The sequence below is a fragment of the Lysobacter sp. Soil_C_59 genome (genome assembly GCF_057656415.1).
Genome location: NZ_JBDGKK010000005.1, coordinates 61,589 through 74,615, shown reverse-complemented (window position 1 = coordinate 74,615; position 13,027 = coordinate 61,589). Strand labels below are relative to the sequence as shown.

Genomic DNA, 13,027 nt, shown 5'->3' with positions numbered 1-13,027 from the left:
CCGACCCGGCCCGGAGCGGCTGTAACCGGTTTGGATCCCGCGGCCAGGAGGCAGCTTCACGCAGGATCGACACCTCTGCGGCACAACGACATCACAGTGGTGCGCCCGGGGAGCGGCAGCTTGCATGACCTTCGTGAAGGTTTGAATAGGACGATTCCGAAAGTTGACCCGTTTGGCGTTCGGCAGGCTTGACCCACCCAGCCCCTTGCGCGAGGCTTGCCCTCCCGGCTTCCCGCCGGCACCCGCCATGACCGCCCGCCGAGCGCCCAACGCTTCGGCGCGAAGCGCGGACAGCCATGACGGCCTTCCCTCCTCAACACCGGGAGAAGTCCGCTCATGTCCTACAGCACACAATCCATCCGCAACGTGGCCTTGGCAGGCCACCCCGGCGCCGGCAAAACCACACTGTTCGAAGCCCTGCTGCAGGCCGGCGGCGCAATCCAGACGGCAGGCAGCATCGAACGCGGCAGCACGGTGTCCGATTTCGATGCCATCGAGAAACAGCGCGGCCACTCGATCGATTCGGCCATCGCCAGCATCGACCACGCCGCGGCCAACGGCCAGACCATCCACCTCAACCTGATCGACACCCCCGGGTATCCGGATTTCCGCGGCCCGGCGTTGTCGGCCTTCGGCGCGGTGGAAACGGTGGTGATCGTGGTTGATGCCGACAGCGGCGTCGAATACGGCACGCGCCGGATGATGGAGTACGCCAAGGGGCGCAACCTGTGCCGCGCACTGGTGATCAACAAGATCGACCACGAAGCCGCATCGGTCGAGCGCGTGCTGGCGCAGCTGCGCGACACCTTCGGCCCGGAATGCCTGCCGCTCAACCTTCCGGCCGACGGCGGCAAGAAGGTCATCGATTGCCTCGGCAACACCACCGGTGACAGCGACCTTGGCCCGGTCGCCGACTGGCACCAGAAGATCATCGACCAGATCGTCGAGATCAACGAGTCGGTGATGGAGCATTACCTCGATCTTGGCGAAGGCGGTCTGTCGGGCGAGGAACTTCACGACGCGTTCGAGCAGTGCATGCGCGAAGGCCACCTGGTGCCGGTGCTGTTCTGCTCGGCGCGCAACAACGTGGGAGTGAGGAAGTTGCTGGACATCGCCGAGCAATGGTTCCCGAACCCGGCCGAAGCCAATCCGCCGCCGTTCGAGCGCGGCACCGATCGCCAGCGTTTCCAGGCGGTGCCGGACCAGAAGGCGCACGTCGTCGCCGACGTGTTCAAGATCATCAACGACCCCTTCGTCGGCAAGCTCGGCATCTTCCGGGTGTACCAGGGACTGGTGAAGAAGGACACGCAGCTGTTCATCGATGATGGCAAGAAACCGTTCAAGGTCGGGCACCTGTTCAAGCTCAAGGGCAAGGACCACGTCGAGATCGAACAGGCGCTGCCGGGCGACATCGCGGCGGTGGCCAAGGTCGACGAACTGCATTTCGACGCAGTGCTGCACGACAGCCACGACGAGGACCAGATACGCCTGGCGCCGCTGGATTTCCCGAAGCCGATGTTCGGCCTGGCAGTGGATGCGGCCAGCAAGGGCCAGGAGCAGAAGCTCGCCACCGCCCTGCACAAGCTGGCCGAGGAGGATCCGTGCTTCGTCGTCGAGCACGAGACCGAGACCAACGAGACAGTGATCCGCGGTTTGTCCGACCTGCACCTGCGCATCAACCTGGAGCGCCTGAAGGATCGTTACGGTGTTGAGGTGAAATCGCGTCCGCCGCGCATCGCCTACCGGGAAACGGTCAGCGGCAAGGCCGAAGGCCATCATCGCCACAAAAAGCAGACCGGTGGCGCCGGCCAGTTCGGCGAAGTGTTCCTGCGCATCGAGCCATTGCCGCGCGGTGGCGGCTTCGAGTTCGTCGACGAGGTCAAGGGCGGCACCATCCCGGGCCAGTTCATGCCGGCGGTGGAGAAAGGCGTGCGCCAGGTACTTGGCAGCGGCGCGGTCGCCGGCTATCCGATCCAGGACGTGCGCGTGATCGTCTATGACGGCAAGCACCATCCGGTCGACAGCAAGGAAGTCGCCTTCGTCGCCGCGGGCAAGAAGGCGTTCCTCGATGCGATCGGCAAGGCGCGGCCGCAGGTGCTCGAGCCGATCGTGGAACTGGAGGTCAACGCGCCCGAGCAGCACATGGGCGATGTCAGCGGTGGCCTGGCCAGCAAGCGCGCACGCATCAGCGGCACCGACAGCGTTCGTGGCAACGAGATCGTGGTGAAGGCGCAGGTGCCGCTGTCGGAGCTGGAGGGCTATGCGGCCGAACTCAAGTCGGTGACTGCCGGGCGCGGGCGCTACTCGCTCGACTTCAGCCACTACGAACCGGTGCCGGCCAACGTGCAGCAGAAGCTGGTGGAGGCCTACAAGCCCCGACAGGACGAGGACTGATCGTCCAGCTTGGTAGGAGCGAGCTTGCTCGCGAACAGGAGTTCCGACAACGGATGCGCCTTTCGCGAGCAAGCTCGCTCCTACTCACAGATGCAGGCTTCACATGCCCTGACCCAAGCTGTGACTTCCCCTGCACAGGAAGCACACATGCGCCACGGGTCCGGAGTTGTGCTGCACGCTGTGCTGGCCATCGTCATGCTCATCGCCGCCGGCCCGACCTGGGCGCAGGCAGGCAACAGCCGTGCCATCCCCAACTTCGCGCGCCCGGCCGGCTTCCCGGATCCGGCATACCGCGTGGAGTACGCGCGCGGCAGTGATGCACCGCCGATGATGGTGCGCACCGGACCCAATTCGTTCGAACCGTTGTACCGGCGTGACGGCAATGGCTACACGCCGGCGCGCGCCTCCGGCTACCACATCGCGATGTCGTCGTGTCCGTCGATCCCCGACCGCGGCGGCAGTGCAATCACGCGCATGATCGACCTGGCCACCGCCGAATGGGCGTATTTCGGCCTGCCGGTGCTGGACATGGCGGTGGAGCCGCAGGCGATCGTGCCGCGCATGCCGCAGGCGGCCGGCGTGGTCGACATCATCGCCCCCGGCCGCAATGCTTCGGTCGGTAATCGCGTGCTGCGCCAGGCTCCGCGCCTGGGCCTGATGGAAGACGACTCACAAGTGCAAGGCACCATCGCCGGCTACTGGGCCGCCACCGGCAGCGAGGAAGCCCTGCGCGTGCAGAGCATCGTCAACTACGGCTGGCACGAGGCGGGCTGGGCAATGCCATGGTCGGCGGCTTTCATTTCCTGGCTGGCGTGCGAGGCCGGGCTGTCGACCGAGCAGTTCCGCCGCAGCGGCGCGCATTTCGATTACGTGCGCGCCGCGGTGCGTGCACGAGACGGCCAGGATGCCTCGCACGTCTACGTCGCCTACGACCTGACGGAAACCGCGCCCGCGGCCGGCGACCTGTTGTGCACTTCGCGCGGCAATGCCACGTTCGCCTCCATCGGCGACGTGCGCGGCGGCATCAGCGACTCGCTGTCGCTGCACTGCGATCTGGTGGTCAAGACCGACCTCGAGCGTCGCCGCCTGTTTGCCATCGGCGGCAACGTCAACCATGCGGTGACGCTGTCGGTGATCGCGATCGACGGCAAGGGTCAACCGCTGACCGACCGCGACATCATCGGCGCCCACCGCTGGTTCGCCGTGCTCAAGCCGCGCCAGGGTTCGGCGCCGAAGCACGACCTGGACGGCACGCCGACGGTGCTGCAGTTGTACCGCGACTACGCCCGCTACTCCTCCAGCACGCGGGCTCCGCCGCCGCTGCCGCTGGTGGCGCGTGGCAAGCCCTCAGGTTCAACGACGCCCCCGGCCGTCACTCCGCCGCCCAAGGGGCCATCCAAGGCCCCTCCCGTCAAGGAACCCCACAAGACGCCGTGAACCGGGCGCCGGCATGAGACTTTTCTCATTCATGCCGCACGCGTATCGTCGCGGGCATTACTCGTGGAGTTCCGGATGTCCTCGCGCCGCTCGCTCATCGATTCTCGCAATGTTTGGCGCGGCCTCGCCGTGGTCGCCTTCGCCCTCGTGCTTGCCGCCTGTTCGACCCTCAACGGCCTGGGCGCACTGCTGGGCAACGAAGTCCGGTTCACGCCGATGCAGCTGCAGGCCTCGCTCGACCGCAACTTTCCCAAGCATTACGACAAGCTCGGCGGCCTGGTGTCGCTGACGCTGTTGAACCCGCGCCTGACGATCCCGCAAGGGTCGAACCGACTGCGCGTCGACTTCGACCTGGGCCTGGGCGCGCTGGGCAGCGACAGCAGCCGACCGGCCGGCCACTTCGCGCTGACCAGCGCGCTGCGCTACGACCCGGGCACGCGCGGCCTGCACCTGCAGGATCCGCGCATCGAACAGGTCGACGTGCCGACCCTGGGTGGTGCGATGACTGGCAGCTCGCGCGCCCTGCTCAATTCCTGGCTGGGCGAGTACTCGCGCGAGGAACCCATCTACCGTTTCGACAACAGCCTGCTCGACAAGCTGGGCTCGCGCCGGATCGGCACCACGGCTATCGAGAGCGGCACCGTCGTCGTGCATCTGGACCAGTGACATGTCCACGTTGCGAAACCTGATCGCCTGCCTCGCCCTGGCGGCGTCGCTGGCCGCCTGCAGTGATGACAAGCCACAAGGGCAGCGTGGTGGCGACAGCGCCGAAGCGCTGCCCGCACCCGCCGGCAAGGCCGCAGGCAGCGTGACCGGCATGCCCGACCAGCCCGGTCCGGGCCAGATCGGACCGCCGCCGCAGGCCATCGAGGAGGTCGTGCTGGACGACCAGGGCAATCCGATCGTGCCGGCAGACGAGGCCGGCCAGCCGATTCCCGGTATCGATGTAGCGCCGGATGGCGCGGCGACGAACGAGCCGACGGCGCAGGACGCGATGGCTGTCGTCCGCGACTACTACGCCGCGATCAATGGCCTCGATTTCGACCGCGCCTACGCGCTGTGGTCCGACGGCGGGCGCGCCAGCGGCCAGACCCCGCAGCAGTTCGCCGACGGATTCAAGGACACCAGCGGCGTTTCGGTCGAGATCCTTGCGCCGGGCGCGGTCGATGCCGCGGCGGGTTCGCGCTTCATCGAAGTACCGGTGGCGATGACCGCCACCGCCGCCGATGGCAGCCAGCGCAAGTTCGTCGGCGCGTATACCCTGCGCCGCGCCGTCGTGGACGGCGCCACCGCCGAACAGCGCGCGTGGCGGATCGGTTCGGCCGACATCCGCGAAGTCACGACGCCCTGACCGGTTGGGCCGCATCTTCGTTGGATCATGTCTACGTTGGATAACGTCCGGCCCAGGGTGGTCCTCGACACGAACGTCTGCCTGGACCTGTTCGTGTTCGGTGATCCGCGCGTGGCGACGCTGCGTGCCGCACTGGAATCGGGTGACGTGGTTGCGGTGACCGACACGGAGTGTCGAGAGGAATGGCTGCGCGTGCTGGAGTACCCGCAGCTGCGGCTGGACGAGGCGGCACGCGCGACGGCCATTGCTGCATTCGATGCACGGGTCCAGTTGCTGCCCAAGGCCGTAGTGCCGGAGGGTGTGCTGCCGCGCTGCGCCGACCCCGATGACCAGAAGTTCCTGCACCTCGCCCATGCCTGCGGCGCCCGCTGGCTGCTAAGCCGTGACGACGCGCTTCTGGTGCTGGCGCGCCGCACACGGCGTGATGGCTTGTTCGAGATCCTGCTACCGGATGCGTGGCGGCCGTAACCTCCCGCCTTGACACGGTCATCCCGGCGAACGCCTCTCACCGTCATCCGGCGAACCCCGGGATCCAGGCCGACACGCCGTCCGCTCTGTCACCGTCGTCCCGGCGAACGCCGGGACCCAGGCCGACACGCCGTCCGCCCCATCACCGTCATCCCGGCGAACGCCGGGATCCATCTTGACGTTGCTGTTGGCCGCTTCAGGCTTCCGCCTTCGCGGGAATGACGGGTATACCTCACCGTCATCCCCGCGAAGGCGGGGATCCAAGGACGTTGGTTTTGCCTCGTGCCTTCGAGGTGAACTTCGCAGCCAGCAGCGCTTGCAGACCCGGAGGGCGCCGCACAGGACGTGCGGCGTTTTTCTAAGGGACATGGATGTCCCTTAGAAAAATCCCCTCGAGCACTCCGGTCGTAGGACTGGGTTGTCAGGGAGGCCGTTTCTTCTTGGTTACTTCTTCTTTGGGCCAGCAAAGAAGAAGTGACCCGCCGCTTCAGTGGCGGAAGCTGTTGACGTTGCTTCGGCTAGGGCCATGAGCAACAGCAAGGTCAAGATGGATCCCGGCGTTCGCCGGGATGACGGCTCAGATCTCGAAGCGGTAGCTCAGCTTTACCAGCAGCTGCTCGTCGTCACGCAGCTCCAGGCTGTCGCGCACGGCCTCGCCAGTGTCTTCCGAGAACGGCTCCTGCTGGTACCCACCGCGCCCATAGACCACGTACAGGTACGACAGCGGCGCCAGCTCGTAGCGATAGCGGATCTGGAACCCCAGGTTCTGCACGTTGAAGTCGTCGACCGCATCGGCACTGGCGATCGAGTTGCCGCCGGCATCCACCCGGTACGCCTGGCGCAACGGCGCATCCAGTCCCAGCGCCTGCAGCTTGACGCGCAGCTCCTGCTTGCTGCCGATGTTCCAGTCCATGCCGGCGCTGATCTGCATCATCTTTTCGTCGAACTCGCCGATCAGGTTGTCGTTCTGCCAGACCAGCCAGCTCGGGATCTGTTCGTAGTACGCGCCCAGGTAGACGCTGAAGGCGTCACTGAAGAAGTACGTCGGCTGCAGGCGGATGTCGAAGCCGATCCGGTCGTTGCCGGCCAGGCCACCGCTGAATGCGTCGGCCTCCAGCTCCCACCCCCAGTTGCCCTTGCGCGGTCGTTCGTACTCCAGGTACGCATTGAAGTTCGGCGGCAGGTTGACGTTGCCGTTGCCGCGCGTGAGCAGGTCGTCGACGAAGGCGCTGTTGATGTTGATCTGCGCGTACTCGAAGCTGCCGTTGCGCAGGTTGCCCTGGCGGCTGATGCGCAGCTGCCGCTGCAGGCGCTGGCCATGATCGTTGTCGGTTCCGCTGATGCGGCCACGCCAGTCCTTGGAGGCATAGCGCGATTCGGCCGGCTGGTCGGTGAAGCGGCGCATCACCTGCCAGTTGAGGTAGTTGAGGTTGGCGCGCGAGAGATAGCCGAAGTCGTTGATCTGCAGCTCTTCGCCGAAATGCATCGCCAGCCACTGCTGGCGCCAGCCGTCTTCCATTTCGTAATTGACCCACATGGTCGCGCCGGTGTCGTCGGTGGTGCGACCGTCCTGGTCGATCTGGCTGCCGATGACGCGCGTCTCGACGCTGACGTGCTGGTTGGGGCGCCAGTTGTGATCCACGCCCATCACCGATGCCTCGCGGTCGAGGAACGGTCGATCGACCTGGGTCAGCATCACGCCGAGGTTCTGGCTGGCGAAGTCGCGCACCACGCGCAGGGCGCCGAAGGTGCGGCCGACTTCGTCGGCTTCGTCGGCTGCGAACACGCCGTACTTGGTCGCGCCGACGCTGCCGTTGAGCTTGACCGCCGCGGTGATGTCGCCGGCGCCATTGCCGTCATCGGCCGGGCCGCCGACACGACGGGTGTAAAGCAGCTGGCTGAAGTCCGACGGTGTAGTGAACTCGAAGATGCCCTGGTTCTCGGTGAAGAACGGGCGCTTGTCGCTGATGAAGGTTTCGGTGGCGCTGAAGTTCACCACCAGGTCGTCGCTCTCGACCTGGCCGAAGTCCGGGTTGATCGTCGCCGACAACTGGAACTGGCCGTTGGGCTTCCAGAAGATGTCGGCGCCGCCGTCGAGATCGCTGTCACCGCCGACGTTGTCGTACAGCCCCGACACGTAGGGCGTGATCGCCAGGAGCGACTGGCTGTACTGCGCAATCTGCATCGGCTCGAAATCGGACAGGAAGCGCGGGCGCTCGAAGCTGGCCGCCGGCCACGCCGAGCGCTCGCCGGTGGAACCGATGACGCGATCGAAGTAGACCTTGACCGTGCGCATGCCATCGCTGCCATTGCGCATCGGCGCGATGTACCAGGGGATCAGCATCTCCACGTTCCAGCCGGTGTCGTCCTCGCTGACCGCGTGCTGCCAGTTGCCGTCCCAGTCGTCGTTGAACTGGGTTTCATTGCTGATCACCGCATCGGCGATGCCGTCGGTCGAGGAGACCGTGAAGTTGTAGCCAGTGCGGCCATCACCGTCGTAATCGATCATCAGGTTGACGCGGTCGACCTGGGCCTCGAAGTCGCGCTGCACCTTCTGCCGGGTCCGTGTCTCGACCGGCTGGTTGTTGCGGAAGGCCACCGCCAGGCCTTCGGGCGTTGCCATCACCCACACCTTGGTCTGCAGCGTGGCCGGCTCGCGGCTCAGGGGCTGCACCTTGCGGAAGTCGGTGATCTCACGCGCGCCCTGCCATTCGGCTGGATCGATGCGGCCATCGATTTCCACGCCCATTGCCGGGGTGGACAGAGCGGCCAGGATGGCCAGGGTCAACGTTGCGCGCGTGCCGTGCATTCAGGGGGAATCTCGGTGGTCGGGGTTGCCAGTCCGGTATCCCCGTCGCAACCACCGCCATCGCAGGCGGCCATCCGACCAGAGCTTCCGTGCTGGGCTCGTTTCAAGGGCACCGTGGTACCCGAGCGGAGCACAGCCTATACGCAGTCGCACCCTGCGCCAGACTGGCGGAAGTCATTGCAACCAAATTTCCCCGACACGCATCACGCCTATGTGGCCCGCTGTCGCGCGGGCCGGCCGGCCGCCCGGGCTACTGCATGTGCCAGCCGTGGCTGACCACGAAGCTCTGGCCCGTCAGCGCCGCGCTGGGGAACTCGGCCAGGAAGCGCACGGTCTGGGCGACGTCCTCGACGGTGGTGAAGATGCCATCGACGGTGTTGCCGAGCATGACCCGGCTCACCACTTCGGCTTCGCTGATCCCCAGTTCCCTGGCCTGCTCGGGAATCTGCTTGTCGACCAGCGGCGTGCGCACGAAGCCCGGGCAGACGACGTGGCTGCGCACCGAGTGCTTCGCCCCTTCCTTGGCCAGCGTGCGCGACAGGCCCAGCAGGCCGTGCTTGGCGGTGACGTAGGCCGACTTCAGTGGCGAGGCCAGGTGCGAGTGGACCGAGCCCATGTAGATCACGGTGCCGCCGCGGGACTTGCCGTCGGGACCTGTGCCGTACATGTGCGGAAGCACGGCCTTGGTGGTCAGGAACGCGCCATCGAGGTGGATCGCCAGCATCTTCTTCCAGTCGGCATAGGCGAACTGCTCGATCGGATTGACGATCTGGATGCCGGCGTTGGACACCAGGATGTCGACTCCACCCAGCTCGGCGACCACGCGGGCGACGCCGGCATTGACCGCGGCCTCATCGGTGACGTCCATCGCAAGGCCCAACGCGCGCCCGCCCTGGCCCGCGATTTCAGCGGCGACCGCCTGTGCGCCGTCGGCGTTGAGATCGGCGATGGCGATCGCCGCGCCGGCGCGCGCCAGCTCGAACGCGATTTCCTTGCCGATGCCGCTGGCGGCTCCGGTGACGATGGCGACCTTGCCTGCGAGGCTCATGGTGACTCCTTGGATGCGGGTGGGGCGCCAGTGTCTGGCGCGCGCGTTACCTCAAGTGTGGCCGCGCTGGAGGGCGATACACCATTGCCCGAAGGTACGCCTTGCCCGTCATTCCCGCGAAGGCGGGAACCCGGCGACTTCAGGTCTCGCCGGCGCCGGCACGATGGATCCCGGCGTTCGCCGGGATGACGGCGACCAATCAGGCCAGCTTGGCCCGCTTGGCCTCGCCAGCCAGCTTCTCTTTCTTCTTTTCCTGCTTCTTTTTCTTCTTGTCCGACTTGGGCTGCAGCATCGTGCCGGTGCAGCCGGGCGACCCGCAGCGGCACTCCCAGATCTTCTTCAGCTCTTTGGTGTGCTTCTCGGCCAGGGTGATGCCGTAGTTGTACGACAGCTCCTCGCCCGGGGCGATGTCGCGGATCGCCTCGATGAATACCTTGTCGAGGCGGCGATCCTTGCCCTCGTCCTCTTCCAGCACCGCTTCGCAGTTCGGCATGCAGCTGTGGTTGATCCAGCGCGCGTCGTTGCCCTTGAAGTTGGCGTCGATGACGTACTCGTCGTTGAGCGTGAACAGGAACGTGTGGCCGGTGTCGATGTCGCCGCTCTCGCCGGCGTCGACTTCCTCGTGGGTGCGGCGCTGGCCCTTGTACTCGATGAGGCGCTCGCCCTTGGCGATCGGTTGGACGGCGAATACGCCGTTGCCATGGATGGCGGAGCGACGGGCGGCGATCTTGCGCGGCATGCGGAATCCGGTAGTCATTGCGGGAGGCGGACATTCTGGCCCGGATCGGCCGCATCGCGCCATCGCGTCTGGCCGGTTCGTGGCGATCACTGCGTTGGCGTGGGTCACCTCCCGATGTGCACGAACGATGAAGACGATCCGATCAGCCCTCGCAGTCACTGTCCTGTTCTGCCTGGCCGGCTGCCAGCAAGGCGAGCACGCACGCCATTCCAGCAGCGACCACAAGGCGCCGGCACAGAACGACCTGCTCGCACGCGGCGAGTACCTGGCCAGGACGACCGGCTGCAATGACTGCCATACCCCCGGCTATGCAGAAAGCCAAGGCAAGGTCGACAAGGCCCAGTGGCTTGTCGGTTCGCCGGTGGGCTTCCGCGGGCCGTGGGGCACGACCTATCCGACAAACTTGCGCCTGAGGCTGTCGACCATGACCGAGACGCAGTGGCTGGACTACAGCGCGACGCTGCGCACGCGCCCGCTGATGCCCGATTTCGCGATCCGCGACATGACCCTCGAAGACCGCCGCGCGATCTACCAGTTCGTCCGCTCGCTCGGCCCCGCCGGGCAGCCGGCGCCGGCCTTCATCCCGCCGGGACAGAACCCGCAGCCGCCCTACTTCGACCTCGTGCTGCCGGCGGCGCCGCCGGTGGCAGCGAGCGCCACAGCCGGCGGATCCTGAACGGGCCGGCGGGGCAGGACCGCCTGAACAGGGCGTTCCAAGGGTGGAACCGGAGCGTTCCGCCCCGGTTCTTGGCTGCGCGGGGCCGAAACCGTACAATTCCGGTACGGATTAACCCGACCGGCCTGCCCCCATGCTCCGCGTCACCAAGCTCACTGATTACGCGACGGTCGTCATGACCGTGCTCGCACACCGTTCCGACGCTGTCCTCAGCGCCTCGGAACTGGCCGAGCGCGCCGGTCTCGAAGCCACCACCGTTTCCAAGGTGCTCAAGCCGCTCGCCCAGGCCGGCCTGGTCGAAGGCTTCCGCGGCGCCAACGGCGGCTACCGCCTCGCCCGCCGCGCCGAGGACATCGGCCTGCTGGAAATCGTGATCGCCATGGAAGGGCCGCTCGGCATGACCGAGTGCAGCGTCCATGCCGGCAACTGCGGCATCGAGCAGTCGTGTGGCGTGCGCGCCAACTGGCGCCGCATCAACGATGTGGTGATCGACGCCCTGCGTGGCGTGACGCTGGCGCAGATGCTGGCGCCGCCACCGCCACCGACGACACCCGATCCCACGGCCAAGCGCATCGACCTGCGCCTGGCCAACGCGTAGCGGGCCGCGCCCGCCATGCAACAACGAATCCTGTAGGCAGCCAATGGCCACCGAAGTACTAGAAAACAAAGAGATCCATGAGCAGCTTGGCCGCAAGTACGAGGCCGGCTTCGTCACGGACATCGAATCCGACAGTCTGCCGCCGGGCCTGAACGAGGACATCATCCGTGCGCTCTCGGCCAAGAAGGACGAGCCGGAGTGGATGACCGAGTGGCGCCTGGCCGCGTACCGGCATTTCCTGACCATGCCGATGCCGCACTGGGCCAAGCTCAACATCGCCCCGATCGACCTGCAGGCGCTGAGCTACTACTCCGCGCCCAAGGCCAAGTACGCCTCGCTCGACGAAGTACCGCAGGAGCTGCTCGACACCTACGAGAAGCTCGGCGTGCCGCTGCACGAGCGCGCCAAGCTGGCCGGCGTCGCGGTCGATGCGGTGTTCGACTCGGTTTCCGTCGGCACGACCTTCCGCAAGGAACTTGCCGAAAAGGGCGTGATCTTCTGCTCGCTGTCGGAAGCCATCCACGACCACCCGGAGCTGGTGAAGCAGTACCTAGGCAGCGTCGTGCCGACCGGCGACAACTATTTCGCCGCGCTCAACTCGGCGGTGTTCTCCGACGGCAGCTTCGTGTTCATCCCCAAGGGCGTGCGCTGCCCGATGGAGCTGAGCACCTACTTCCGCATCAACGCCATGAACACCGGCCAGTTCGAGCGCACCCTGATCATTGCCGAGGAAGGCAGCTACGTCTCGTACCTGGAAGGCTGCACCGCGCCGATGCGCGACGAGAACCAGCTGCATGCGGCGGTGGTCGAACTGGTCGCGCTGGATGACGCCGAGATCAAGTACTCGACGGTGCAGAACTGGTACCCGGGTGACGAGAACGGCGTCGGCGGCATCTACAACTTCGTCACCAAGCGTGGCGAATGCCGCGGTGCGCGCTCGAAGATTTCCTGGACCCAGGTCGAGACCGGCTCGGCGATCACCTGGAAATATCCGTCGTGCGTGCTGCTCGGCGACGACTCCACCGGCGAGTTCTACTCGGTCGCGCTGACCCACCATCGCCAGCAGGCCGACACCGGCACGAAGATGATCCACGTCGGCAAGCGCACCAAGAGCAAGATCATCAGCAAGGGCATCAGCGCCGGCCGCGGTCAGAACACCTACCGCGGCCTGGTCAAGGTGCTTGGCGGCGCCGAGGGCGCGCGCAACCACACCCAGTGCGACAGCCTGCTGATCGGCAAGAAGTGCGGCGCCCACACCTTCCCGTACATCGAAGTCAGGCACCCGACCGCGACCGTCGAGCACGAGGCGACCACGTCGAAGATCAGCGACGACCAGCTGTTCTATTGCCGCAGCCGCGGCATCGGCGCGGAAGACGCGGTGTCGATGATCGTCGATGGCTTCTGCAAGTCGGTGTTCCGCGAACTGCCGATGGAGTTCGCGGTGGAAGCCAAGAAGCTGCTGGAAGTGAGCCTGGAAGGCTCGGTCGGCTGACCTTTGATTAGCAAG

General features: G+C 66.2%; 10 protein-coding genes and 1 pseudogene. 8 read left to right on the top strand and 3 right to left on the bottom strand.

Going from position 1 to position 13,027, the window contains the following annotated elements:
- Positions 1-336: 336 nt before the first annotated feature.
- The 5 genes from fusA to AC3A3Q_RS11585 all read left to right on the top strand — a co-directional run bounded on the left by fusA (position 337) and on the right by AC3A3Q_RS11585 (position 5,650).
- Positions 337-2,394 carry an elongation factor G gene (fusA, locus tag AC3A3Q_RS11605; RefSeq protein ID WP_487586407.1) on the top strand — a complete coding sequence of 686 codons (2,058 nt, stop codon included), beginning with the start codon at positions 337-339 and terminating at the stop codon, positions 2,392-2,394.
- A 147-nt stretch (positions 2,395-2,541) separates the two neighbouring features.
- Positions 2,542-3,831 (top strand): DUF2272 domain-containing protein, encoded by a 1,290-nt coding sequence (locus AC3A3Q_RS11600; protein ID WP_487586406.1) that lies wholly within the window; start codon positions 2,542-2,544, stop codon positions 3,829-3,831.
- Between the two features lie 75 nt (positions 3,832-3,906).
- On the top strand, positions 3,907-4,497 hold the full coding sequence (locus AC3A3Q_RS11595) for a YceB family lipoprotein (protein ID WP_487586405.1): 591 nt from the start codon (positions 3,907-3,909) through the stop codon (positions 4,495-4,497).
- A 1-nt stretch (position 4,498) separates the two neighbouring features.
- Positions 4,499-5,182 carry a hypothetical protein gene (locus tag AC3A3Q_RS11590; protein WP_487586404.1) on the top strand — a complete coding sequence of 228 codons (684 nt, stop codon included), beginning with the start codon at positions 4,499-4,501 and terminating at the stop codon, positions 5,180-5,182.
- 27 nt (positions 5,183-5,209) lie between these two features.
- The gene (locus AC3A3Q_RS11585) at positions 5,210-5,650 is read left to right on the top strand and encodes a putative toxin-antitoxin system toxin component, PIN family (RefSeq protein ID WP_487586403.1); all 441 of its coding nucleotides are present in this window, start codon (positions 5,210-5,212) and stop codon (positions 5,648-5,650) included.
- A gap of 577 nt (positions 5,651-6,227) precedes the next feature.
- Here the strand turns inward: AC3A3Q_RS11585 and AC3A3Q_RS11580 are convergent.
- From AC3A3Q_RS11580 to AC3A3Q_RS11570, 3 genes and pseudogenes are all read right to left on the bottom strand, one after another.
- Positions 6,228-8,459 carry a DUF5916 domain-containing protein gene (locus AC3A3Q_RS11580; RefSeq protein ID WP_487586402.1) on the bottom strand — a complete coding sequence of 744 codons (2,232 nt, stop codon included), beginning with the start codon at positions 8,457-8,459 and terminating at the stop codon, positions 6,228-6,230.
- 250 nt (positions 8,460-8,709) lie between these two features.
- Complete coding sequence (locus AC3A3Q_RS11575; protein ID WP_487586401.1) at positions 8,710-9,507, bottom strand: 3-hydroxybutyrate dehydrogenase; 798 nt, start codon at positions 9,505-9,507, stop codon at positions 8,710-8,712.
- 277 nt (positions 9,508-9,784) lie between these two features.
- Positions 9,785-10,246: pseudogene (locus AC3A3Q_RS11570) on the bottom strand (SET domain-containing protein); the annotation flags it as partial.
- Between the two features lie 127 nt (positions 10,247-10,373).
- On the opposite strand from AC3A3Q_RS11570, the gene AC3A3Q_RS11565 reads away from it, so the two are divergent.
- The 3 genes from AC3A3Q_RS11565 to sufB all read left to right on the top strand — a co-directional run bounded on the left by AC3A3Q_RS11565 (position 10,374) and on the right by sufB (position 13,012).
- On the top strand, positions 10,374-10,922 hold the full coding sequence (locus tag AC3A3Q_RS11565; RefSeq protein WP_487586400.1) for a cytochrome C: 549 nt from the start codon (positions 10,374-10,376) through the stop codon (positions 10,920-10,922).
- 133 nt (positions 10,923-11,055) lie between these two features.
- A complete protein-coding gene (locus AC3A3Q_RS11560) occupies positions 11,056-11,520 on the top strand; it encodes an SUF system Fe-S cluster assembly regulator (RefSeq protein ID WP_487586399.1) in 465 nt (154 codons plus the stop codon).
- Positions 11,521-11,563: 43 nt separating this feature from the next.
- Positions 11,564-13,012 carry a Fe-S cluster assembly protein SufB gene (gene sufB / locus AC3A3Q_RS11555; protein ID WP_487586398.1) on the top strand — a complete coding sequence of 483 codons (1,449 nt, stop codon included), beginning with the start codon at positions 11,564-11,566 and terminating at the stop codon, positions 13,010-13,012.
- Positions 13,013-13,027 lie beyond the last annotated feature (15 nt).